The organism is Actinomycetospora sp. CA-084318, from assembly GCF_050955885.1.
Lineage (GTDB): Bacteria > Actinomycetota > Actinomycetes > Mycobacteriales > Pseudonocardiaceae > Actinomycetospora.
The window spans coordinates 6,063,723-6,087,383 of the sequence record NZ_CP192098.1 but is presented as its reverse complement, the minus strand read 5'-3'; the positions used below and the strand labels follow the sequence as shown (position 1 = coordinate 6,087,383).

Genomic DNA, 23,661 nt, shown 5'->3' with positions numbered 1-23,661 from the left:
AACCGCGCCGCGTGCGTCCGAGCTGGTGTGGGGAAGCGACGGAAGGTCGACTGGCGGGCGGTCCGCGACGCCGCACCGCACGGCGTGGCGCGGCGGGTCGAGCTGCACGAACTCGGGGTGGGCGACGGGACGATCGCCGACCGCATCGCCTCGGGTCAGTGGGAGCCCGGTGAACGAGGCCAGATCCGCCTGCGGGTCGGGACCGTGGACGAGGACGAGCGGTGCGATGCCGCACTCCGTCTCGCGGGCACCGGCTCCATGCTGTCGGGTGCGGCGGCGTGCCGTCGGCACGGCCTGCGCCGCCTTCCCGACGACGGATCGGTGCTCGTCCTCGTCGATCACTCCCGCCGTCGTCTGAACGGTGACGGCATCGTCCTGGAGCGGACGCGGTCGCTCCCGGAACCCGTGTGGCGCGACGGCTTCCCGTGCGCGCCCCTCGAGCGCGCCGTGCTGGACGTGGCACGGCGCATGACCCGGCTCGACCCGGTGCGGGCCCTCCTCGCCGAGGCGGTGCAGCAACGCTTCACCACGGTCGAGCGGCTGACCCTCGAACTCGACGCGGGCAGCCGGCGTGGGACACGCCTTCCCCGGCTGGTGCTCGGCGAACTCGCCGCGGGCGTGCGCTCGGCGCCGGAGGCCTGGGCGCGGGAGATCGCTCTCGAGATGGCGGCCGAGGGCTTCCCCGAGATCCTGTGGAACCGGGCCGTCCACCTCGGCTCGACCGACGAACACCTGTTCACACCGGACGGGTGGATGGACGAGGTCGCGGCCGCGTGGGAGATCCAGTCGGTCGAGTTCCACCTGAGCCCGGAGGCCCAGGACCGCGACCACCGACGGCGATCGCTGATGAACGAGCACGACGTCGTGCTCGTCGAACACCGACCCAGGGTGCTGCGCACGGCCAGGGCACAGGTCAAACGCGACCTCGCCGCCGCCCACGAGCGCGCTCGGCGTCGGCCACGGCCGCCGCTCGTCGCCCGTCACGACCCGTCGTGAGGGGAGGATCGGCCCGCCCCGGCAACGTGAGAGGTCCCCTCACGACGGGGCGGGCCGAACTCGTCCAGACGTGAGGGGAGGATCGGCCCCTCCCAGCAGCGTGAGGGGTCCCCTCACGCCGGGAAAAGGGGTCAGGAGTCGCCGCGGATGAACGACTCCACCGCGTCGTAGGCCACCGAGTCCCGGTACTGCACGGGCGGGGACTTCATGAAGTACGACGAGGTGGCGAGCAGCGGGCCGCCGATGCCGCGGTCGAGCGCGATCTTCGCGGCGCGCACGGCGTCGATGATGATGCCGGCCGAGTTCGGGGAGTCCCAGACCTCGAGCTTGTACTCCAGCGACAGCGGCACGTCCCCGAAGGCGCGCCCCTCGAGGCGGACGTAGGCCCACTTGCGGTCGTCGAGCCACGGCACGTGGTCCGACGGGCCGATGTGGACGTTGTCCTTGCCCATGTCGCGGTCGATCTGCGAGGTCACCGACTGGGTCTTGGACGTCTTCTTCGACTCCAGGCGCTCGCGCTCGAGCATGTTCTTGAAGTCCATGTTGCCGCCGACGTTGAGCTGCATCGTGCGGTCGAGGTGGACGCCGCGGTCCTCGAACAGCTTCGCCAGCACGCGGTGGGTGATGGTGGCGCCGACCTGGGACTTGATGTCGTCGCCCACGATCGGCACGTTCGCGTCGGTGAACTTCTGCGCCCACTCGGGGTCGGAGGCGATGAACACGGGCAGGGCGTTGACGAAGGCGACGCCCGCGTCGATGGCGCACTGCGCGTAGAACTTGTCCGCCTCCTCCGAGCCCACGGGCAGGTAGGACACGAGCACGTCGGCGCGGGCCTCGCGCAGCGCCGCGACGACGTCCACCGGCTCCTCGTCGGCCTCGGTGATCGTCTCGCGGTAGTAGCGGCCGAGACCGTCGTGGGTGTGGCCGCGCTGGACGGTCACGCCGGTCGGGGCGACGTCGGCGATCTTGATGGTGTTGTTCTCCGACGCGACGATCGCCGAGGCGAGGTCCTGCCCCACCTTCTTGGCGTCCACGTCGAACGCCGCGACGAACGTCAGGTCGCGGACGTGGTAGCCGCCGAAGTCGACGTGCATGAGACCCGGCACGCGGGCGGCCGGGTCGGCGTCGGCGTAGTACGTGACGCCCTGGACCAGCGACGCGGCGCAGTTGCCCACGCCGACGATGGCCACTCGGACCTGACCCATGGATGGTCTCCTTCTACTGTTCCGGACGACGGGTCCGGCCCGTCGCCTCGTCGGTGGTGCTGCCCAGCGACCGCTCGTGGTCGATGAGCTCGTCGAGCCACCGGACCTCGCGCTCGGTGGTGTCCAGGCCGATCCGGTGCAGCTCCCGGGTGTAGCGGTCGATCTGCTCGCCGGTGCGCGTGATCGTCGAGCGCAGGCCCTCGCGGCGTTCCTCGACGCGGCGTCGGCGGCCCTCCAGGATCCGCATGCGCACCTCGGCGGGCGTGCGGGAGAAGAAGGCCAGGTGGACGCCGAACCCGTCGTCGTCGTAGGCCTGCGGCCCGGCCTCGCCGAGCAGTTCGTCGAGCCGGTCCTTGCCCTCGGCGGTGATCTCGTAGACCTTGCGGCTCCGGCGTCCCTGCCGAGCCCAGCTGCGCTCCTCGCCGACCGGCGCCTGCTCCGCGATCAGCGCGGCACGTTGCAGGCGCCGCAGCGTCGGGTACAGGGAGCCCCAGGAGAACGCGCGCAGCGGACCCAGCCGGGCGTGGAGCTGTTTACGCAGCTCGTAGCCGTGCATGGGGGTCTCGTGGAGGAGACCCAGGACGGCGAGTTCCAGCACCGCACCCGCCTCCCCGTTCCGCCACGACCCGACCGGCCGACCATATCGCCCCGATACATCGGGCGACCGCGGCCGACGATCTCGTCACACCGCGACGGGCGCGCCCGGGCCGGTCGCTGGCTACGCTGGAACGCGTGCGCACTCCCCGCCAGGTCGTCGACTACGCGCTGCAGCGCCGCGCGCACCTCGCCGACGTGGCCGCCGGACGCACCTCGACCGCGGACGCCTGCGACGCCGGGGCCTACCTGCTCCAGGCCGCCGCGTACCACGGTCTCGGCACCACCACGCCCTGCCCGCTGTGCCGCCGCGACGACCTCGTCAACGTGTCCTGGGTGTTCGGCGACCGGCTCGGTCCGGTGTCCGGGTCCGCCCGTTCGGCCGACGAGATCGCTCGGTTGGACGACGCGGCGGGCGAGTTCACGGTGCACGTGGTGGAGGTCTGCCGTACGTGCCGGTGGAACCACCTCGTACAGTCCTACGTCTTGGGAGCGGACGACGCCTCGGGATCGGGTCGCCGTCGGCGTCGCACGGCCTCGCCCTGACGCCGCGGTGGGCGCGACCTGAGACGACGTCGCACCCGGCCGAGATGTTCCTGGGAGGCGCCACGTGACCGACGACCGTCGAGGTGACCGTCGTCCCGCCGGCGGCGCCGCGCCCCCGACGGCCGGCCCGCCACCGGCGGGTCCGCGGGGCAACCTGCCGCCCGGATGGTCGCCCGTGCCGCCCGGACGAGGCCCCCAGGGTCCGAACGGTGCCGGCCCGAACAACGGTGGCTCCGGCGGACCGAACGGTCGGCCCGCCCCGGCGCCCACCCGGGTCGGACCGACGCCCGGCGCGGACCCGGCCCGACCCGTCGTCGGGAACGGGCAGGCCGGCCCGAACGCGACCCGCGTGGGCGGCCCCTTCCCCGACTCCCGGCGCCCCGCCGCCGACCAGCGGCCCGAGCCGCGGCTGCTGACCCACGACGGCTCGCGCCCGCTGGCGACCGCCGCCGCGGCGGCCGCCCCCACCCGCGCGAGCGCCGGGGCCCGCGCCGGCGGTCGGCCCGGGACCGCGCCCACCGCGGCGACCGACGTCGTGCAGGGGACCGCGGCGCCCGGTCGGGCCGGCTCCCGCACCCCGCCGCCCGGGACCCCGCCCGTCCGCGGGGGCGACGACGACGCGCCCGACCCGAAGCGCCGGGGCCGCCGCATCCGGCGGGTCGTCTACGTCCTGCTCGGCCTCCTGATCCTGGGGCCGGTCCTGGCCTTCGCGGTCGGCTGGATCTTCTTCCGCATCCCGAGCCCGGACGACGCGACCAACAACCAGGTCGCGACGATCGCGTACTCCGACGGGAGTCCGCTCGCGACCCTCGCGCAGGCGGAGGGCAACCGGATCAAGGTGCCGCTCTCGCAGGTGCCCCTGCCGGTGCAGCACGCGGTGGCCTCCGCGGAGGACCGCAGCTTCTACACCAACTACGGCTTCGACCCCATCGGCATCGCCCGCGCGGCCTGGAACCAGGCGCAGGGCGGGACCGGCGGCGGGTCGACGATCACCCAGCAGTACGTGAAGAACGTGCTCGTGGGCGACGAACACTCCTACTGGCGCAAGTACCGCGAGGTCGTCATCGCGGCGAAGATCAACCAGGAGGAGTCGAAGGAGCAGATCCTCGAGAACTACCTGAACACGATCTACTTCGGCCGGGGCGCGTACGGCATCCAGGCCGCCTCGCAGGCGTACTTCGGGCGGGACGTCGCCACGTTGAGCCCGAGCGAGGGCGCGATGCTCGCGGGCCTCATCCAGGCGCCGTCGAAGTGGGACCCGGCGGTCGACCGCGGCGGCTCGCAGCAGCGCTGGAACTACGTGCTCGACGGCATGGTCGACCAGAACTGGCTCTCGCGCACCGACCGACAGGCGGCGGTCTTCCCGACGACGATCCCGCCGTCGAAGGCCCGCACCGGCATCCCGGACAACGACCGGGGCCACATCGTCACCGCGGTCAAGGACGAGCTCGCGTCCTACGGGATCACCGAGCAGCAGGTGAACCAGGAGGGGCTGAAGGTCGAGACGACGATCGACCCGAAGCTCCAGCAGCAGGCGGCGGACGCCGCGGCGAAGACGCTGCAGGGCCAGCCGGCCAACCTGCGCACCGCGCTCGTGTCGATCGATCCCCAGACCGGGTCGGTCAAGGCCTACTACGGGGGCACCGACGGCTCGGGCTTCGACTACGCCCAGACCTCGCGTCAGCCGGGGTCGTCGTTCAAGCCGTTCGTGCTCCTCGCCGGGCTCGAGAAGAACCCGCCGATCGGCCTCGGGACGACCTACGACGGGTCGACGCCGCAGACCATCGCCGGGACCAAGGTCGAGAACTCCGACGGCGAGAGCTGCCCGAACTGTGACCTGAAGACGGCGATGACGCTGTCGATCAACACCGTCTTCTACAAGCTCGGTGTCGACGTGGGGCCGCAGAAGGTCGCCGACGCGGCCCACCAGGTCGGCGTCACCGCGCAGCTGCCGAACCCCAGCGGCGGTATCTCGATCGGCGACAAGGAGGTCCGCCCCGGCGACATGGCCTCGGCGTACGCCACCTTCGCCGCCGACGGCGTCTACCACCGGCCGCACATGGTCACCCGGGTGACGACGGCCGACGGGCGCGTCCTGTTCGACGGCGGCGCCCCGGCCGGCGAGCAGCGGATCAGCCAGCAGCTCGCCCGCAACGTCACCGAGTCGATGCTCGACGTCGCGTCGCACTCGCAGATCCCGCTGTCGGCCGGCCGGCCGGTCGCCTCGAAGACCGGCACCGTGCAGTCCTCGGTCAAGGGGCAGAACAACGACGCCTGGACGATCGGCTACACGCCGCAGATGTCCACGGCGGTCTGGGTCGGCACGGACGACAACTCGCCGATCAAGACCTCGAGCGGTGCGCCGATCTACGGTCGCGGCGTCCCCGGCCAGATCTGGCAGCGCTACATGAACCAGGCGCTGCGCAACGCGCCGGTGGAGCAGTTCTCCGACTTCAAGGCCATCGGCACCCCGCCGTCGCCGCCGAAGCCGCCGGACGGCCAGGACCCGAACAACCCGGACGGACAGAACGGCCAGAACGGCGGCCAGTACTGCGTCGACGGGGTCTGCGTGAACTACGGCGGCGGGAACAACGGCAACAACAACGGCGACAACGGCGGGAACAACAACGGGGACAACAACAACGGCGGGAACGGCGACAACGGCGGCAACAACGGCAACAACGACGGCGGCGATCGCAACAACGACGGGAACAACGGGAATCCCTTCGGGGACTTCTTCGACCGTGGCGGCGGTGGCTGACCCGCGTGTCCGCTGACGCCCCGCCCGCCCGCAGCCGCGCGCACGACCCCGAGTCGCTCGACGCCGCGTCCCGGGTGCTCCCGGCCCACGACGACGGGTTCGTGCGCGCGGCGAGCGCGGCGGTCGGTGGTCCGGTCGGTGCCCACGCCGTCGTCGGCCGCGCCGGGTTCTTCACGCCGCTGCGTGTCGTGCTGCTGCTCGCGACGATCGTGCTGGCGCTGGGCTGGTTCGCGAAGTCGCCGTGCGTGCAGCAGTACGTCGACGACTCCGGCCAGCTCCAGCTCGACTGGCGGGACAGCCGTCAGTACGTCGCCATGTGCTACTCGGACACCGTGCCGCTCTACACCGCCGAGCGGCTCGACCAGGGCGGCGTGCCGTACGTGACGAGCTGGGTCGACCAGCGCGAGGACGGCACCACGCAGGTGCGCTACATGGAGTACCCGGTGCTCACCGGGTTCTTCCAGTGGGCCAACGCCCGGCTCACCGCGGGCTGGCTGACGCTCGGGCTGCCCGCGGCCCTGCCGGTGGTCGTCTACTTCGACCTGTCCGCGTTCTGGCTGGCCCTCGCCTGGCTCGGCGTCGTGTGGGCGATGGTGCGGCTGCGTCCCGGCCGCCCGTGGGACGCGGCGATCGCCGCGGTCTCCCCGCTCGTCGCGGTCCACGCGTTCACCAATTTCGACACCCTCGCCGTCGCCGGTGCGACGCTCGGCATGCTCGCGTGGGCGCGGCGCCGACCCGGTCTGGCCGGGCTCGCGCTCGGGCTCGGGGCCGCCGCGAAGCTCTACCCGCTGTTCCTGCTGTTCCCCCTGCTGCTGCTGTGCCTGCGCGCGGGACGGATGCGGTCGTGGTGGACGGTCGCGCTGACCGGGATCGGCGCCTGGGTGGTGGTCAACGCGCCGGTCGCGGTCCTCGCCCCCGTCGGCTGGTGGGAGTTCTTCCGCCTGAACTCCACCCGGGCCGCCGACCCGGACTCGCTCTACAACATCGTCGCCGCCCTCACCGGCTGGTCGGGGTTCGACGGGCCGCTGGCGCCGGGCCAGGCCCCGAGCGTGCTGAACGCGGTCACGGCCGTGCTGTTCGCGCTCTGCTGCGCCGCGATCGCCCTGCTGGTGTGGCGGGCCCCGGTGCGGCCGCGGTTCGCGGCGATCGCCTTCCTCGTCGTCGCCGCGTTCCTGCTGACGAACAAGGTGTGGAGCCCGCAGTACTCGCTGTGGCTGATCCCCCTGGCGGTGCTCGCCTACCCGCGGTGGAAACCGCTGCTGATCTGGATGGCGGTCGACGCGTTCGTCTGGGTCCCGCGGATGTACTACTACCTCGGGACCAACAACAAGGGTCTGCCGGCGCCGTGGTTCTACGGCGCGGTCGTGCTCCGCGACCTCGTCGTGATCGCCGTCGCGCTGCTGATCGTGCGCAGCGTGCTGCGACCCGAGTTCGACCCGGTGCGCCGGCGCCCGGGCCGTCCCGGTCCGCCGGTGGTCGGGGCGGATCCCGACGGCGGGGTCCTCGACGGCGCCCCCGACGCACCCTGGTTCGTGCGGCGGCGCGGGCGTCCCGACGACGGGTCCTCCCGCACCCCGGTCGGCGACGCCCGGACGCCGGAGACCACTCGATAGGGACCGGGACGGCCCGCCCGGACCAGAGCGGACCGCACCCCCCGTGGCCCGACCGTGACGGATCGGTGACGCGTGCGTCACCACCGGACCAGTGCGTCGTTGGGGGTTCGACCGTCTCCTCCGACGTCCGCGCACGGGGCATGTGCTGGACCGGGAGACGGCGGGCAGCGTTGGTGTGAGAAGGGGTCGAAGCTGATGGGTGCGCGGTTCTCGCGTCTGGTGTCGGTCGCTGCGGCCGGAGGTGTCCTCACCGCGGCACTGGTCCTCGGCGGTGGTGTGGCCCTCGCGGCGCCCGCCGCGCCCGGCGACGTCGTCCCGGCGCGCTGCGGGCAGACGGTCCAGGCGAGCCCGGGCGACTCCGTCCAGGTCACCCCGACCCTCGGCGCGCCCTTCCTCGTGCCGATCACCTCGGCGGCGGGTCCGCTGCAGTCGATCACCCGGCCGCTGACCGGGCTGCTCTGCCAGGTGCAGGTCCAGCTGGTCGAGCCGGTGGCGACGGCCGCGGCCGCGGCGGTGCCGCCGGCCGCCCCGCTCGCCTCCGCGGTGGCGAGCGGCTCGCGCGCCGCCCTCGACCCGCAGGCCGCGCAGCCCTCCGCCGCGGCCGCGAGCCCGACCGCGGCCGCTGCCGCCGTGCCGGCCGCCCCGGCGGCCCCGATGGTCGCCCCGGCCCCGGCGCTCCCCCCGGCCGCGCTCGCCGCGCCGGCCTTCGCGCCGTCGTTCAACGCGCTGCCCTCGTCGTTCCTCGGGACCCCCGCCGTCGGCTCCGCGCCCGCCGGGCTCCCGGCCTACGACCCCGGCCAGCTGCTCGGCTCGGCCTTCCCCGGCCTCAAGGCCGGTGCCCCCGCGTACCTCGGCTACGACCCGGCGAGCGCGGTGACCACCGCCAGCCAGGTCCAGGCGCTGCCCGTCGACGGCCTCTCCGGCGGCATGGGCGTCCCGGTCATGCTCGCGGTCCTCGCCCTGGCGGGCGTCGCCGCCTTCGTCGTCCGCTCGATGGTGCTGCGGCGTGCCGCCGGCGCGAGCGTCGCGGCCGCCGGGCCGGCCGCACCCGTCGTCGGGAACACCGGGGACGGGCACGCGGAGGACGACGACTACGCGATCGGCTCGATGGAGGAGTTCACCGCGCGGCACGGGCAGGCCCCGGAGTCGCCGGCGAACGGCTTCCCCGCCGCGGGCGGGACCGAACTGACGGGAACCACGCGCCGCTGAGCTGCGTCGGAACCCACGAGGGACCAACTCGGGCGGGTCGGGGTCTTCCCCGGCCCGCCCGTCGTCGTCTCGGACGCCGCCCGTAGACTGGTCGGACCGAGTTCCCTCCTGCCACGGATCGTCCGTGGCCGCCAGCCCATGGGAGGTGAGTGGTTCTCGTGCGCCACTACGAAATGGTCGTGATCCTCGAGCCGAGTCTCGACGAGCGCACCGTGGCCCCGTCCCTGGAGACGTTCCTCAACGTCATCCGCAAGGACGGCGGCACCGTCGAGAACGTCGAGGTCTGGGGCCGTCGACGTCTCGCCTACGAGATCGAGAAGAACGCCGAGGGCATCTACGCCGTCCTCGACGTCAACTGCGAGCCCGCCACCATCAAGGAGATGGACCGGCAGCTCGCGCTGAACGAGTCGGTGCTGCGCACCAAGGTCATGCGTCGCGACCCGAACGCCGCGGCCCGCCGGGGCAAGGTCTGACATGGCCGGCGACACCGTCATCACCGTGGTCGGCAACCTGACCGCCGACCCGGAGCTGCGGTTCACGCCGTCGGGCGCCGCCGTCGCGAACTTCACCGTCGCGTCGACCCCCCGCACCTTCGACCGCCAGAGCGGCGAGTGGAAGGACGGGGAGGCGCTCTTCCTGCGCTGCAACATCTGGCGCCAGGCCGCCGAGAACGTCGCCGAGTCGCTGACCCGCGGAGCGCGGGTCATCGTGTCCGGCCGTCTCAAGCAGCGCTCGTTCGAGACCCGTGAAGGGGAGAAGCGCACCGTCATCGAGCTCGAGGTCGACGAGGTCGGCCCCTCGCTGCGGTACGCGACCGCGTCGGTGACCAAGGCCAGCCGCTCCGGTGGCGGACCCGGCGGCGGTGGGGGCGGCTACGGCGCCTCCAACGGCGGCGGCTACTCCGGTGGCGGCGGGTACGGCGGCGGTGGCCAGTCCGGCCCGGCCGACGACCCGTGGGCCTCCGCGCCCGCCGCCGGTTCGTCCGGTGCCGGCGGGTACGACGACGAGCCCCCCTTCTGATCCCCAGAATCATCACCAGGAGATAGAGACACCATGGCGAAGCCGCCGGTGCGCAAGCCCAAGAAGAAGGTCTGCGCGTTCTGCAAGGACAAGAACCAGCTGATCGACTACAAGGACACCAACCTCCTCCGCAAGTACATCTCGGACCGCGGCAAGATCCGCGCCCGCCGGGTCTCGGGCAACTGCTCGCAGCACCAGCGGGACGTCGCCGTCGCCGTGAAGAACTCGCGTGAGATGGCGCTGCTGCCCTACACGTCGACCGCGCGCTGAGGAAGGGGACCCACGCGATGAAGCTCATCCTCACCGCCGACGTCGCCAACCTCGGTGGCCCCGGCGACCTCGTGGACGTCAAGGACGGCTACGGGCGCAACTTCCTGCTGCCCCGCGGGCTGGCCATCGTGGCCACCCGGGGTGCGATGAAGCAGGTCGAGACGATCCGCCGCACCCAGGAGGGCAAGCGGATCCGCGACCTGGACCACGCCCGCGAGATCGCCGGCGAGATCCAGGGCCTCGGCAAGGTCACCGTCGCCGCCAAGTCGGCCGGCGAGGGCGGCAAGCTGTTCGGCTCGATCAGCGCCGCCGACATCGTGTCCGCGGTGAAGTCCGCGGGCGGCCCGAACCTCGACAAGCGCCTCGTCGAGATCTCCGGTCACATCAAGTCCACCGGGTCGCACTCGGTCCACGTCCGGCTCCACCCGGACGTGCGCGTCGAGCTCCCGCTGGCCGTGCAGGGCATCTGACCCGCAGCACTCCCACCTCGGGCCCCGGACCGCGTCGTCGGTCCGGGGCCCGACGTGTGTCCGGGGGTCGTTCGACGACGGGCTCCGGCTGCCGATCGGCGAGGGGTCTCAAGGTCGTCGTCACTGCCTGTGGACAAGTCGCTCACGGTGCGCCGAGAGGTCACGAATCGGTCACCACGCCGTCCGGCGACCGCCGTCGGCCGGTCGCCGCCACGTCCCGTGGTCGTGTCGCGACACGCCGGTGATCTCACGCGACGACATGCCGATCCACTTGTTGTCCCCAGGGTGGTCAACCCGCTGACCTGCGACGACGTCGAATCTGAGTGGGTTGCCAACAGGTTGTCCCCAGGTGTGCCCACCTCGGGGGCCTGTGCATGGTCGTCGGTCCCCACTCCATGCACAGGGGCGTGCACACCACCGCCTCGCGGCCCCGGGGGAGGCGGCCCTAGCGTGCGCCACGGCGGGTGCACGGCGTGACTGTCGGACCCTCGTGCGAACGTGCGTTCGACGGGGCCGGTGGTCAGGTCCGACGGGTGGGAGGAGCGATCGTGGCGGTGCTCGACGAGCGGGGCGCGGGCGGACGCGACGGCGGGTTCGGCGGCCAGCGCTCCCGGTCCGGCGACGGCGAGGGGCGGCCGGAGTTCGACCGGCAGCCCCCGCAGGACATCGCGGCCGAGCAGTCCGTGCTCGGCGCCGTCCTGCTGAGCAAGGACGCGATCGCCGACGTCATCGAGCTGCTCAAGCCCGACGACTTCTACCGGCCGGCGCACCAGACCGTCTACGAGTGCGTGCTCGACCTGTACGGCCGCGGCGAGCCGGCCGACGCGGTCACCGTCTCCGCCGATCTCGAGCGCCGGGGCGAGCTGCTGCGCATCGGCGGCGCGCCCTACCTGCACACGCTCATCGCCAGCGTCCCCACCGCGGCGAACGCCTCGTACTACGCCGAGATCGTGGCCGACCGCGCCGTCCTGCGGCGTCTCGTCGAGGCCGGCACCCGCATCGTCCAGCTCGGCTACCACGGGGGCGAGGGGGCGGACACCGACGACATCGTCGACCGGGCCCAGGCCGCCGTCTACGAGGTCACCGACCGGCGGGTCACCGAGGACTACGTGGCCCTCGAGGACGTCCTCCAGCCGACGATGGACGAGATCGACGCGATCGCCTCGCGCGGTGGCGTCTCCTTCGGCGTGCCGACGGGGTTCGCCGACCTCGACGACGTCACGAACGGCTTGCACGCCGGACAGATGATCATCGTGGCGGCCAGGCCGGGAATTGGAAAATCTACTCTAGGTTTGGATTTCGCCCGCTCCGCGAGCGTGAAGCACGGGCTCACGAGCGCGGTGTTCTCGCTGGAGATGAGCCGCACCGAGATCGTCATGCGCATGCTCTCGGCCGAGGCGAAGATCCGTCTGGCCGACATGCGCGCCGGCACGATGACCGACGACGACTGGACCCGCCTCGCCCGCCGGATGAGCGAGATCTCCGAGGCGCCGCTGTTCATCGACGACTCGCCGAACATGACGATCATGGAGATCCGGGCGAAGGCGCGCCGGCTCAAGCAGCGGCACGACCTGCGCCTGATCATCCTCGACTACATGCAGCTGATGACCTCCGGCAAGAAGGTCGAGAGCCGCCAGCAGGAGGTCTCGGAGTTCTCCCGGCAGCTGAAGCTGCTGGCCAAGGAGCTGGAGATCCCGCTGGTCGCGATGAGCCAGCTCAATCGTGGTCCCGAGCAGCGCACCGACAAGAAGCCGCAGCTCTCCGACCTGCGTGAGTCCGGGTCGCTGGAGCAGGACGCCGACATGGTCATGCTGATCAACCGACCCGACGCGTTCGAGCGCGACGACCCCCGCGCGGGCGAGGCCGACATCATCCTGGCCAAGCACCGCAACGGGCCCACCGCGACGATCCCGATCGCCCACCAGCTGCACTACAGCCGGTTCGCCGACCTCGCCCGCGGCTGAGCGGGCGGGGTCGGCACCGGCGGTCGTTCAGTCCAGGGTGACGACGACCTTGCCCCCGCCACCCTCGGCGAGCTCGTGGGCCTTCGCGATCTCCTCGAGCGGGAGGACGTGGGCGACCCGCGGCCGGTAGTGGCCGTCCCGCCCGAGCTCGGCGGCGGCGGCCAGCACGGCGGAGTCGTTCTCGGCGTCGACCTGGTGCGTCCCGAGGCGCGCGGCCCCCTCGCGGTCGAGCACGGTCACCACCCGGGCCGGGTCACCGACGATCTCGACGAGGGTCGCCAGGGCGTCGGAGGGTGCGGCGTGCAGGGCGATGTCGACGCCCTGCGGCGCGAGCTCGCTGACCCGCTCGGGCAGGCCCGGGCCGTAGGTGGTGGGCACGATGCCCGCGTCCCGGAGGGCGGCGTGGTTGGCCTCGCGCGCGGTGCCGATCACGGTGGCGCCGGCGTGGAGCGCCGCCGCGGCGGCGGCGGTGCCGACGGCCCCGGAGACGCCGTCGATCAGGAGCGTGCGGCCCCGGAGGTCGCCGAGCGGCGACAGGCCCCGCAGGGCGGTCACCGAGCCGAGTCCGGCGGCCGCGGCCTCCTCGATGCTCCACGTCGGGGGGACCGGGGCCCAGGCCGTCAGGACGGCGAACTCGGCGGTGGTGTCGGCCAGGCCACCGAGCCCGAACACCAGCTCGCCCCGCTCGACGCCCTCGACGCCGGGCCCGACCTCGTCGACCACGCCTGCCGCATCCCGCCCCGGGACGGCGGGCAGCTCCAGGGGTACGGCCTGGGCGAGGGCCCCCGAGCGGAACAGCCAGTCGATCGGGTTGATGCTGGCGGCCCTCACCCGGATCCGGATCGAGCCCGGACCGGCGTGCGGTTCGGGCGCCTCCTCCACCGTGAGGACCTCGGGGCCGCCGTAGCGGTGGAAGCGCGCTGCGCGCATGGTCTGCTCCTGATCGTCGCGATACCTGTGGACGGCAACCGGAGCCGGGTGCGGATGTTCCCGGGCACGATGAGCGTGTGACCCGACCCTCGCGTCTCCGTCCCGACGAGCTCGACCCGGCGGCGCGCCGGGTCTACGACGCCATCGCGTCGGGGCCACGGGCGGGCAGCGGGCTGGTGAACGACGACGGGTCGCTGCGCGGTCCGTTCGACGCGATGCTGCGCCATCCCGCCGTCGGGGAGCCGCTGCAGGCCGTGGGCGCGGCGCTGCGCTACTCCGGGGCGCTGTCCGACCGCGCCCGCGAGCTGGTGATCCTCCGCGTCGCGGGGGTGCGGGAGAGCCGCTTCGAGCGGGCCACCCACGAGCCGATCGCCCGGCGGGCGGGCCTCACCGACGACGAGCTCGCCGCGCTCGCCACGGACACCGTCGTCACGTGGTCGGACCCGGTCGAGGACACCGCGGACACCGCCGCCCGCACGCTCCTGCACCACGGGCCGGTCGACGACGACACCTACCGGGCGTGGGTGGACGTCCTCGGGGAGGAGCGGCTCGTCGAGGTGACGGCCCTCGTCGGCTACTACGGCCTGCTCGCCGACCTCCTGCGCGTCTTCGCTCCCGCGGAATGACGACCGAACGGACAGGTGACCCGTGCCACGTCGCGGGTAGCCGATCGGGTCCACCACACGAGAGGACCCCTCATGAGCGACGAGAAGCAGACCGATCCGTCGATGGTCGTCCCGCCCGCCGAACAGCTGACCGGGGAGTCGGCCGAGCCCGACCGGCCCGCGGTGTCGGACGTGTTCCCGGCCGGCGAGGCGGCGTCCGAGGAGCACCTCGAGCCGAACGACGGCGGCTGATCACCCGAGGACGAGCGGCAGACCCGCCGTCGTGAAGGGCTCCGGCCCGAGGAAGGACGTGAGGTCGGCGATCCGGTCGCCGCGCAGGGTCAGCACCGTGATCGACCAGGCCCGGAAGGACCGGTCGTCCGGACCCTGCGCGACGGCGGGCCCGTTCAGGTAGAGCGCGAGGGCGGGCTGGCCGTTGGCGCTGGTCACCACGGTCCGCCACGTCCCGCAGGCGCCGAGGGGCACGGCGCGGGTGAAGGCGTCGACGGCGTCGCGGCCGGCGTACCAACCGGGCAGCGGCGGCATCGACCACGTGACGTCCTCGGTCAGCAGGGCGACGAGGCGGTCGGCGTCGCCCTGCTCGAGCGCGGTCGCGTAGCCGGTCACGACGGCGCGGAGCCGGGCGTCGTCGAGCTCGGCGAGGGTGCGCGCCTGCGACACCGGCGGGATCCGCTCCGCGACGATCCTGCGGGCCCGCTGCAGGGCGGAGTTCACCGACGCGGTCGACGTGTCCATCGTCGTCGCGATCTCGGCGGCGGAGAACCCCAGCACCTCGAAGAGCAGGAGTGCCGCCCGCTGGTTGCCGGGCAGGTGCTGCAGCGCCGCGACGAACGCGAGCTCGACCGACTCCCGCTCCTCGACGGCGAGCGCCGTGTCCGGGTAGGGCGTGAGCCAGGCGACCTCGGCGGGCGTGTCGTCGAGGACCGGCTCGGGCGACGAGGGGCCGAGGTCCATCGGGAGGGCGCGTCGGCCGCGGGCGTCGGCGAGGTCGAGGCAGGTGCGGGTGGCCACCGTGTAGAGCCACGACCGGAGCGTGCTGCGGCCCTCGAAGCGGCCGATCCCGCGCCACGCGCGCAGGAGGGCGTCCTGGAGGGCGTCGTCGGCGTCGTGGACCGAGCCGAGCATCCGGTAGCAGTGCGCGTGCAGCTCGCGGCGCAGCGGCGACACCAGCCGGTCGAACGCGGCCGCGTCCCCGGCGCGGGCGGCGTCGAGGTCGGGGTCGGCGAGCACGGCGTCCATGCCGCCGAGTGTGCCGCACGCGAGGGGAGGATCCGGCCGCTCTAGGCGCTCGAGGGTTCCCCTCGCGCGGGCGGGGCGGCGGTGGGGGGCGGGCGCAGCGGCAGCACCACGATCGCGGTCCCGGCGACGAGCAGGACGAGGAACCCGACGGTCGCCGACCAGCCCGCGGCGCCGAACACGACACCGCCGAGCGTCCCGCCGACCGACGAACCGACGTAGTAGCTGAACAGGTACATCCCCGAGGCGACGGCCCGTCCGTGCTCGGCGCGCCGCCCGACCCACGCCGACGCGACCGCGTGCCCCGCGAAGAAGCCCACGGTGAGCAGCGCCAGCCCGCCGATCACCAGGGCGAGCACGGGCGCGAGCATCGCGACGGCGCCGAGGGCGGCCACCCCGCACGCCGCGAGCACGGTGGTCCGCGCCCCGAGCCGACCCGAGACCCGGCCGGCCACGGTCGAGGTCACCGTGCCCACGGCGTAGAGCACGAACACGAAGCCGACGACGAGGTCGGACAGCGAGAACGGCGGCCCGAGCAGGCGGAAGGCGACGTAGTTGTAGGCGCACACGAACGTGCCCATGAGCAGCAGCCCGACCGCGAACAGCCTGCGCAGCACCGGGTCGCCCAGGTGCGCGCGCACCTCGCCGACGAGGGCCCCGGTGGAGACGGGGGCGGGCGTGAACCGGCGCGAGGGCGGCAGTACCAGCCAGAACACGAGCAGACAGACCGCCGAGACGCCCGCGATGCCGCCGAGCGCGAGGCGCCAGGAGCCCGTCAGGTCGTTCAGCGCACTGACGACGATCCGGCCGCCGAAGCCGCCCACCGAGTTCCCCGCGACGTAGAGGCCCATCGCCCCACCGAGGTGCCCGGTGTCGATCTCGTCGGCGAGGTAGGCCATGCCCACCGCGGGCAGCCCGGCGAGCGCCACCCCCTCGAGCGCCCGCAGCACCAGGAGCAGCCAGAGCGAGGGCGCCACGGCCGCGGCCAGCCCGAACACCACCGCGCCTGCGAGGGACCACACCATCACCGGCCGCCGACCCCAGCGCTCGGAGAGTGCCGACGCCGGGATGATCGCGAGCGCCAGCCCGCCCGTCGTCACCGACACCGACAGCGAGGCCGTGCCGGGCGAGACCGCGAAGACCTCGACGAGCCGCGGGAGCAGGGGTTGCGTGGCGTAGAGCAGCGCGAACGTGGTGAAGCCCGCGAAGAACAGCCCGACCGCGACCCGGCGGAAGGCCGCGTCGCCCCGCTGCAGGGCGGGCGCGGCGGTCGTCGACATCGTTACTCAGGCTAACCGGACGATTCGTCCCCCACCCACGTCAGATACGTCTCATGTCCCCCGACGACCGGCAGAGCGACGACCTCGGGCACGTCGTAGGAGTGGTTCTCGACGATCCACGCGGTCACCTCGTCGACGCGCGTGGTCTTCACGACGAGCTGGTACTCCGGCTCGACCTGCACCTCGCCCTCCCAGCGGAACACGCTGCGGACGGGGCCGACGATCTGCACGCAGGCGGCGAGGCGGGCCTCGACGAGACCGCGTGCGAGGCGCTGCGCCTCGTCGTCGGAGTCGGTGGTGGACATGACGACGTGGGGCGCGGGCACGCCCGCCAGTCCTACCCGACCGGCTCGGACTCGCGCGCCCCGAACACCTTCCCCTTCGCCTCCGGGCCGAGCAGGAGCGCGACCGCCGTCAGGACGAGCACCGGCACGATGACCGCCGCCAGGGCCACGGACCCGCTGTAGGCGGCGGCGAGCGCGGTCTGGATCGGCAGGTTGAACGAGGCGATCGCGTTGCCCAGCTGGTAGGTCACGCCCGGGTAGAAGCCCCGGACCTCGTCCGGGGAGAGCTCCGCGAGGTGGGCGGGCACCACGCCCCACCCGCCCTGCACGAGGACCTGGAGCAGGAAGGCGCCGAGGGTCACCAGGCCGAGCACGGGCGAGAAGGCGAAGAGAAAGGCGACCGGGATCGCGAGGATCGCGCAGCCGGCGGCCGTGCGCCGGCGCCCGAAGCGCTCGGACAGCGCCCCGAAGTAGGCGCCGCCGATGATCGCGCCGACGTTGTAGATGATCGCGACGACGGTGACGGTGCCGGTCGAGGCGGCGAAGTCCTCCTTCAGGAAGGTCGGCACGAAGTCCTGCGTGCCGTGGCTCATGACGTTGAACAGCGTCATGAGCACGATCAGGTAGACGAACCGGCGGAGCACGGCGGGCTGCAGGAACACCTGCCGCGGCCCGACCTTCGTCAGCTCCACCTTCTCCTGCGTCCGCTCCCACGCCTCCGACTCCCCGACCCGGGTGCGGATGAGGAAGGCGATGAGCGCCGGGATCGCGCCCAGCACGAACAGCCAGCGCCAGCCGAGGGCGGGGGTCACGACGAAGTTGGCGACGGTCGCGAGCAGGTACCCGACGGGATAGCCCTGCTGCAGCAGGCCGGACCAGAAGCCGCGCTTCTCCGGCGGGATCTTCTCCAGGGCCAGCGACGCGCCGAGGCCCCACTCCCCGCCCATGCCGAGCCCGAAGAGGAAGCGCAGCACGACGAGCACGGTGAAGGTGGGCGCGAGCCCGGAGAGCACCTCCATCGCGGAGTAGAAGAGGACGTCGACCATCAGCGGGATGCGGCGGCCCTTCTTGTCCGCCCAGATCCCGAAGACCAGCGCACCGATCGGCCGGGCGATCAGCGTGACCGTGGTGAGGAAGGCCACCTCGGTCGTCGAGCGGCCGAACTCCTTCGCGATGTCGGACAGGACGAAGACGACCAGGAAGAAGTCGAAGGCGTCCATCGCCCAGCCCAGCCAGGCGGCGAGGAACGCGTTGCGCTGCTCGCGGGTCAGTCCCCGCGCCTGCTCGAGAAGTCCCGGACCGGCCATGAACCCAGAACTTAGGCTCAACAACAGCCACGCGGACACCCGTCGTCGGGAACGTCCCGCGATGTCCGCTGCCGGACGCGCCTAGGCTCGTGAGCATGGCGAACGATTCGGGCGGCGGCCCCCGGCACCGCTGGCTCGTGCTCGGCATCTGCTGCACGAGCCTGCTCGTGGTGTCGATGGACAACACGATCGTCAACGTCGCGCTGCCGGCGATCCGCTCCGACCTCGCGGCCTCGATCACCGAACTGCAGTGGACCGTCGACGCCTACACCCTCGTGCTCGCCTGCTTCCTCATGCTCGCCGGCGCCACCGGCGACCGGCTCGGCCGGCGCCGGACCTTCCAGACCGGGCTCGCCGTCTTCGGGCTCGGCTCGCTGCTGTGCAGCCTCGCGCCGTCGGTCGGCTGGCTGATCGCGGCGCGGGCGGTGCAGGGCATCGGCGGGACGATGCTCAACCCGATCGCACTGTCCATCGTCACGAACGTCTTCGTCGACCCCCGTGAACGCGCCCGGGCCATCGGCGTCTGGGGGTCCGTGGTGGGCATCTCGCTCGGCCTGGGGCCGGTGCTGGGCGGCCTGCTCACCGAGTCGATCGGCTGGCGGGCGATCTTCTGGGTCAACGTGCCGATCGTGCTCGCCGCGATCGCGCTGACCGCGCGCTTCGTCCCCGAGTCGCGTGCGGCCCACGCCCGTCGGCCGGACCCGGTCGGGCAGATCCTCGTCGTGATCCTGCTCGGGTCGGTAACGACCGCCGTGATCGAGGCTCCCCGGCTGGGCTGGACCTCGGGGGCGGTCGTCGGGCTGGGTGCGGCGGCGGTCGTCGCGCTCGTCGCCCTGCTCGCCTGGGAGCGGCGCCGGCGCGAACCCCTGCTCGAGCTCGGCTTCTTCTCCAGCGTGCCGTTCGCCTCGGCCACGGTCATCGCGGTGTGCGCGTTCGCCGCGTTCGCCTCCTTCCTGTTCCTGTCCACGCTCTACCTGCAGGAGGTCCGCGGGCTCTCGGCGCTCGCGGCGGGGCTCGCCCTCCTGCCCGCGGCCGTGACCGCCACGGTGTGCGCGCCGCTGTCGGGGCGGCTGGTGGCCACCCGCGGGTCGCGGTTCTCGCTGGTCGTCGCCGGGGTGGCGATGACCGCGGTGGCGATCGTGCTGACCCGGGTCGGGCCGCAGACCCCGGAGTGGGTCCTGCTGGCCGTGTTCGCGGTCTTCGGGATCGGATTCGGCCTGGTGAACCCGCCGATCACCAACACGGCGGTCAGCGGGATGCCCCGCGCGCAGGCCGGCGTGGCCGCGGCGGTCGCGTCGACGAGCCGCCAGGTCGGCTCCACCTTCGGGGTCGCGGTGAGCGGCACGCTCGTCGCGGCCTCGGTCACCGTCGCCGACGGTCTGCCGGTCGCGTGGGTCGCGGCGGCCGTCGCGACCGTGGTCGTCGGGGTGCTCGGGATCGTCGCGACGACGGCCCGGGCCCGGGCCAGTGCGGAGCGGGTGGCCGCCTCGTTCGTGGAGGACGCGGCGCCCGCGCGGGTGTGACACGGGTTCGTGTGACATGCGGCGACGGCATCGGCGAAGCGGAGGACCGCTGGACGAACCCGACGTGGGAGATCGACCACTCCCCCGGGCGCCGACGCGGCCCGAGGGGCAGGCTGGGCGCTCCGCGCGACCGGGTCGCGGGGGGAAGGAGATGCCACGTGACGACGACGCAGTCGCCGGCCGCTGCCGCCGGGACGTTCCAGCTGGGGGGCGAGCTCACCGTCCGGCGCCTCGGCTACGGGGCCATGCGGCTCACCGGTGAGGGCATCTGGGGCCCGCCGAAGGACACCGACAACGCGCTGGCCGTGCTGCGCCGCGCCGTGGAGCTCGGGGTCGACTTCGTCGACACCGCCGACTCCTACGGCCCCTACGTCAGCGAGGAGCTCGTCCGGGAGGCGCTCTACCCCTACCGCGACGTCCGGGTCGCGACGAAGGCCGGTCTGCTGCGCACCGGGCCGAACCGCTGGATCCCCTGCGGCCGGCCGGACTACCTGCGCCAGGAGTGCGAGATGAGCCTCCGCCGCCTCGGCGTGGAGACCATCGACCTCTTCCAGCTCCACCGCGTCGACCCGCACGTGGCCGCGGACGAGCAGTTCGGCCTCCTCGCCGACCTGCAGCGCGAGGGCAAGGTGCGCCACGTCGGCCTGTCCCAGGTGTCCGTCGAGCAGATCGAGGCCGCCGGGCGGATCGTCGACGTGGCGTCGGTGCAGAACCGCTACAACCTCGTCGACCGCTCGTCGGACGCCGAGCTGCGCCACTGCACCGAGCACGGCATCGCGTTCATCCCCTGGGCGCCCGCCGACGCCGGGAACCTGGCGAAGGAGGGCAACGCCGCCCACGACGTGGCCGTCGAGCTCGGTGCCACCCCGGCGCAGGTCGCCCTCGCGTGGCTGCTGCAGCGCAGCTCGGTGATGCTGCCGATCCCGGGCACCGCCTCGCTCGAGCACCTCGAGGAGAACTGCGGGGCCGGCACGCTGGAGCTCCCGCGCCACGCCGTCGAGCGCCTGGACGCCGCCGGGGCCTGAGCCGGCCTCCCCGTCCCGAGCGAGCGGCACTCTCGCAGCATCTATGTGCGCGAGAGTGCCGTTCGCTCAGGAGCTCGGTCAGGCGCCGACGCGGCTGCGCGCCTTCTCGGCGTCGCGCAGCGCACGGTCGCGGCGCCGGCGGCGGATGACCGCGAGGGGGCCCCGCCCGTCGTCGGGAACGGCGAGCGGACCGCTGCCCTCGGCGAGCTCGGCCGCGGCGACGATGCGGCGCTCCATGCCGCCGAAGACGAGCACGTGGAACGGCGCGATGACCCACCAGTAGGCGTGCCCCGCGAGCCCCTTCGGCAGGAAGATCGCGCGCTGGCGGTAGATCGAGCCGCCCGGGCGCGGGGCCACGCGCAGTTCCAGCCAGGCGAGGCCGGGCGCCTTCATCTCGGCGCGCAGGCGCAGGAGGTACTCGCCGTCCTCGAGGTCGGGCACCGAGCGCGGTCCGGCGTCCGCGCCCTCGACGCACTCCTCCACCCGCCACCAGTCGAGCGCGTCGCCGACCTTGAGCGTGTCCTCGTCGCGCCGGCCACGTCGCAGTCCGACGCCGCCGACGAGCCGGTCGATCACCCCGCGCGCCCACCAGCCGATGGGGAACGAGTACCAGCCGCGGTTGCCGCCGATGCCCACGACGATCTTCCACAGCGCGTCGGCGTGCGCGGCGGACGGGCGCTCGCGGACGTCGGTGTAGACGGTGCCGCCGGCCCACTCCGGGTCGGAGGGCAGCAGGTCCGACGGCATCGGGTCGGACGGCGCGTAGCGGGCGTTCGCACCCGACCAGCGCGTCTCGACCTGGCCCTCGCGGATGCGGGTGAGCGCGAGGTCGACGGCGCGGCGGAAGCTCGTCAGGCCCTCGGCGGGCGGGGCCACGTAGGTGTCGATGTCGTGCTCGGAGGCGACGACCTCGTGGATGAGGGAGTCGATCAGCGGGACCGCCGTGGAGCGCGGGACGGGGGTCACCAGGTTGACCCAGTGCGAGGAGAGCCGGGGCGTGAGCACCGGCACCGGCAGCATGCGCCGCGGCGGCAGCCCGGCCACCTCGGCGAAGCCCTCCATCATCTGCAGGTAGGTCAGGACGTCGGGGCCGCCGATGTCGAACGTGCGGCTGACGTCGGCCGGCAGGTCGACCGCCCCCACCAGGTAGTGCAGGACGTCCCGGATCGCGATCGGCTGCACGCGGTGGTGCACCCAGCTCGGCGTCAGCATCACCGGGAGGCGCTCGGTGAGGTAGCGCAGCATCTCGAAGCTCGCCGACCCCGAGCCGAGGATCACCGCGGCCTGCAGGACCGCGGTCGGCACCCCGGACCGCAGGAAGATCTCGCCGACCTCGGCCCGCGATGCGAGGTGCTCGGAGAGCGTGACGCCGGAGGGGTGGATGCCGCCGAGGTAGACGACCCGGCGGATCCCGGCCGACCGGGCGGCCTGGGCGGTGATCAGCGCGGCGTGCCGGTCGACCTCGGCGAAGCCCGACTCGGACAGCGAGTGCACGAGGTAGAACAGGACGTCGGCGCCCTCGCAGGCGGCCCGCATCGAGTCCTCGTCGAGCACGTCCCCGGCGACCACCTCGACGGCCTCCTGCTGGGCCCACGGGATGTCCTTCATCTTCGCGGGGGTCCGGACCACGCACCGCACCTCGTGGCCCTCGGCCGCGAGCCGCGGCGCGAGGCGTCCGCCGATGTATCCGGTCGCGCCGGTCACCACGCACTTCACGGTCGCCATGGTCCCGGCTGACGGGTCCGAGCGCAGATCCGCGGCCGCCACGACCTGCCTCGATGGGGTGTGCCACCACCGTGCGCATCCGCTCGATGGGGTGGACGACCGGCCGTGTGCGTCCGCTGGTGTGGGCGAATCACCCGCGTGCCCGATCGAGCGCGTCCACCTGACCGCCGGTGACCGCTCGGGGGACGAACGACACGGATGTGGTTCTGCTCCTCTGGAGTGACACACGACCAGGGGGTCTTCGGGCGTGTCGCGATTCGTTCGGCGCGTCGCCCGAAAGGTGCGCGGTGAAGGTGCCGTTGGGCCCTGCAGACGCGCGGCGCAGCAGTGGACACGGCTGTTCGTCGCAGCGCGGCAGGACCGTGTGGTGCAACGGCGGAGGTGGGGAACGATGTGGGTCTGGCGCGACGAGACGGTGCGCGGTGGATGGCGTCTCGACAACACGGGCTCGTGGACGTACGACGAACCCGCGCGCCTGCAGCCGGTGGGGGCGCCGCGGCGCGCGGAGCCCGACGCCCGGGCGCGGGAGCAGTGGGCGCGGGAGCGGTTCCTCGCCGACCAGCGCGCCCGGCAGGAGCGGCTGCGTCCGGCGCTGGCGGCGACGCCGGGTGACCCGTTCGAGGCGGAGCCGATCTTCCGGTCGGTGGCGCACGAGGTCTCGCACGAGCGGCGCTACGAGGGCGGGCGCTACCGCCACACGCCGCACGCCCCGGCGGAGCGACACGGCTACATCCCGGAGCCGCACCCGGGCTCGGGGCCCTTCCCGGCGCAGGACGGCGGCCGCCGCCGCCTGGCGCCGGTCGACGAGGTCCCCCCGCCCCCGGTGCAGGACGACTTCGGGCCCGTCGGGTCCCCGGAGGACGAGCTGCGTCGCCGCGCCGAGCGTCGCCGCCGCCCGCGCAGCGAGCCGGACAGCGGCCGGCACGTCCTGCGTCGCTGACGTCGCGGACCGGACCCGTCGGGGGTGTCCGGCACGCCCAGCAGCACGAGCACGACCCGGCCCGAGGCCGGTCGAGGCCCTCCACGCACCGCGTGGGGGGCCTCCGTCGTGGGGGCCGGGAGGTGTGCCCACGATCG

General features: G+C 73.3%; 23 protein-coding genes. 15 read left to right on the top strand and 8 right to left on the bottom strand.

The features are described from left to right. Positions 1 to 27 precede the first annotated feature (27 nt). Positions 28 to 996, top strand: coding sequence for a hypothetical protein (locus ACQPYX_RS29735; protein WP_433800847.1), 969 nt, complete (start codon positions 28 to 30; stop codon positions 994 to 996). 131 nt (positions 997 to 1,127) lie between these two features. On the opposite strand, the gene ACQPYX_RS29730 is transcribed toward ACQPYX_RS29735, so the two are convergent. Continuing rightward, the gene (locus ACQPYX_RS29730; RefSeq protein ID WP_433800846.1) at positions 1,128 to 2,201 is read right to left on the bottom strand and encodes an inositol-3-phosphate synthase; all 1,074 of its coding nucleotides are present in this window, start codon (positions 2,199 to 2,201) and stop codon (positions 1,128 to 1,130) included. Between the two features lie 13 nt (positions 2,202 to 2,214). After that, positions 2,215 to 2,799, bottom strand: a complete 585-nt coding sequence (locus ACQPYX_RS29725; protein ID WP_433800845.1) for a PadR family transcriptional regulator — start codon at positions 2,797 to 2,799, stop codon at positions 2,215 to 2,217. Between the two features lie 134 nt (positions 2,800 to 2,933). Here ACQPYX_RS29725 and ACQPYX_RS29720 point away from each other — a divergent pair, with 134 nt between their 5' ends. From ACQPYX_RS29720 to dnaB, 9 genes are all read left to right on the top strand, one after another. Next, complete coding sequence (locus ACQPYX_RS29720; RefSeq protein ID WP_433800844.1) at positions 2,934 to 3,341, top strand: DUF5318 family protein; 408 nt, start codon at positions 2,934 to 2,936, stop codon at positions 3,339 to 3,341. A 64-nt stretch (positions 3,342 to 3,405) separates the two neighbouring features. Next, positions 3,406 to 6,102: a transglycosylase domain-containing protein gene (locus ACQPYX_RS29715; RefSeq protein WP_433800843.1), complete on the top strand. Its 2,697-nt coding sequence runs from the start codon at positions 3,406 to 3,408 to the stop codon at positions 6,100 to 6,102. Between the two features lie 5 nt (positions 6,103 to 6,107). Then, positions 6,108 to 7,715, top strand: coding sequence for a glycosyltransferase family 87 protein (locus ACQPYX_RS29710; RefSeq protein ID WP_433800842.1), 1,608 nt, complete (start codon positions 6,108 to 6,110; stop codon positions 7,713 to 7,715). A 195-nt stretch (positions 7,716 to 7,910) separates the two neighbouring features. Further along, on the top strand, positions 7,911 to 8,924 hold the full coding sequence (locus ACQPYX_RS29705; RefSeq protein WP_433800841.1) for a hypothetical protein: 1,014 nt from the start codon (positions 7,911 to 7,913) through the stop codon (positions 8,922 to 8,924). A 149-nt stretch (positions 8,925 to 9,073) separates the two neighbouring features. Beyond that, positions 9,074 to 9,397, top strand: coding sequence for a 30S ribosomal protein S6 (rpsF, locus tag ACQPYX_RS29700; RefSeq protein ID WP_433800840.1), 324 nt, complete (start codon positions 9,074 to 9,076; stop codon positions 9,395 to 9,397). A gap of 1 nt (position 9,398) precedes the next feature. Then, positions 9,399 to 9,944, top strand: a complete 546-nt coding sequence (locus tag ACQPYX_RS29695) for a single-stranded DNA-binding protein (protein WP_433800839.1) — start codon at positions 9,399 to 9,401, stop codon at positions 9,942 to 9,944. A 33-nt stretch (positions 9,945 to 9,977) separates the two neighbouring features. Next, positions 9,978 to 10,214 (top strand): 30S ribosomal protein S18, encoded by a 237-nt coding sequence (gene rpsR, locus ACQPYX_RS29690; protein WP_018330393.1) that lies wholly within the window; start codon positions 9,978 to 9,980, stop codon positions 10,212 to 10,214. A 17-nt stretch (positions 10,215 to 10,231) separates the two neighbouring features. Then, positions 10,232 to 10,684 (top strand): 50S ribosomal protein L9, encoded by a 453-nt coding sequence (gene rplI / locus ACQPYX_RS29685; RefSeq protein WP_018330394.1) that lies wholly within the window; start codon positions 10,232 to 10,234, stop codon positions 10,682 to 10,684. 548 nt (positions 10,685 to 11,232) lie between these two features. Further along, positions 11,233 to 12,648, top strand: coding sequence for a replicative DNA helicase (gene dnaB / locus ACQPYX_RS29680; protein WP_433800838.1), 1,416 nt, complete (start codon positions 11,233 to 11,235; stop codon positions 12,646 to 12,648). A gap of 27 nt (positions 12,649 to 12,675) precedes the next feature. Here dnaB and ACQPYX_RS29675 read toward each other — a convergent pair whose 3' ends face one another. Beyond that, positions 12,676 to 13,578 (bottom strand): NADP-dependent oxidoreductase, encoded by a 903-nt coding sequence (locus tag ACQPYX_RS29675; RefSeq protein WP_433800837.1) that lies wholly within the window; start codon positions 13,576 to 13,578, stop codon positions 12,676 to 12,678. A 77-nt stretch (positions 13,579 to 13,655) separates the two neighbouring features. Between ACQPYX_RS29675 and ACQPYX_RS29670 the strand changes: the two genes are divergently transcribed. Both ACQPYX_RS29670 and ACQPYX_RS29665 read left to right on the top strand, forming a co-directional pair. Further along, entirely contained in the window at positions 13,656 to 14,204 is a 549-nt protein-coding gene (locus ACQPYX_RS29670) for a carboxymuconolactone decarboxylase family protein (RefSeq protein WP_433800836.1), read from the top strand. A gap of 72 nt (positions 14,205 to 14,276) precedes the next feature. Then, positions 14,277 to 14,435, top strand: coding sequence for a hypothetical protein (locus ACQPYX_RS29665; protein WP_433800835.1), 159 nt, complete (start codon positions 14,277 to 14,279; stop codon positions 14,433 to 14,435). Here the strand turns inward: ACQPYX_RS29665 and ACQPYX_RS29660 are convergent, their stop codons facing one another. Genes ACQPYX_RS29660 through ACQPYX_RS29645 form a run of 4 tightly spaced genes read right to left on the bottom strand, consistent with a single transcriptional unit; the run spans position 14,436 to position 18,311 of the window. Continuing rightward, on the bottom strand, positions 14,436 to 15,443 hold the full coding sequence (locus tag ACQPYX_RS29660) for a sigma-70 family RNA polymerase sigma factor (RefSeq protein ID WP_433800834.1): 1,008 nt from the start codon (positions 15,441 to 15,443) through the stop codon (positions 14,436 to 14,438). Between the two features lie 41 nt (positions 15,444 to 15,484). After that, a complete protein-coding gene (locus ACQPYX_RS29655) occupies positions 15,485 to 16,720 on the bottom strand; it encodes an MFS transporter (protein WP_433800833.1) in 1,236 nt (411 codons plus the stop codon). Between the two features lie 11 nt (positions 16,721 to 16,731). Continuing rightward, entirely contained in the window at positions 16,732 to 17,046 is a 315-nt protein-coding gene (cutA, locus tag ACQPYX_RS29650) for a divalent-cation tolerance protein CutA (protein WP_433800832.1), read from the bottom strand. An 11-nt stretch (positions 17,047 to 17,057) separates the two neighbouring features. Further along, positions 17,058 to 18,311 carry an MFS transporter gene (locus tag ACQPYX_RS29645; RefSeq protein ID WP_433800831.1) on the bottom strand — a complete coding sequence of 418 codons (1,254 nt, stop codon included), beginning with the start codon at positions 18,309 to 18,311 and terminating at the stop codon, positions 17,058 to 17,060. Between the two features lie 95 nt (positions 18,312 to 18,406). Between ACQPYX_RS29645 and ACQPYX_RS29640 the strand changes: the two genes are divergently transcribed. Next, complete coding sequence (locus ACQPYX_RS29640; protein WP_433800830.1) at positions 18,407 to 19,834, top strand: MFS transporter; 1,428 nt, start codon at positions 18,407 to 18,409, stop codon at positions 19,832 to 19,834. A gap of 158 nt (positions 19,835 to 19,992) precedes the next feature. Next, a complete protein-coding gene (locus tag ACQPYX_RS29635) occupies positions 19,993 to 20,859 on the top strand; it encodes an aldo/keto reductase (RefSeq protein WP_433800829.1) in 867 nt (288 codons plus the stop codon). 78 nt (positions 20,860 to 20,937) lie between these two features. Here ACQPYX_RS29635 and ACQPYX_RS29630 read toward each other — a convergent pair whose 3' ends face one another. Beyond that, positions 20,938 to 22,584: an SDR family oxidoreductase gene (locus tag ACQPYX_RS29630; protein WP_433803838.1), complete on the bottom strand. Its 1,647-nt coding sequence runs from the start codon at positions 22,582 to 22,584 to the stop codon at positions 20,938 to 20,940. 391 nt (positions 22,585 to 22,975) lie between these two features. Between ACQPYX_RS29630 and ACQPYX_RS29625 the strand changes: the two genes are divergently transcribed. Further along, positions 22,976 to 23,524, top strand: coding sequence for a hypothetical protein (locus tag ACQPYX_RS29625; RefSeq protein WP_433800828.1), 549 nt, complete (start codon positions 22,976 to 22,978; stop codon positions 23,522 to 23,524). Positions 23,525 to 23,661 lie beyond the last annotated feature (137 nt).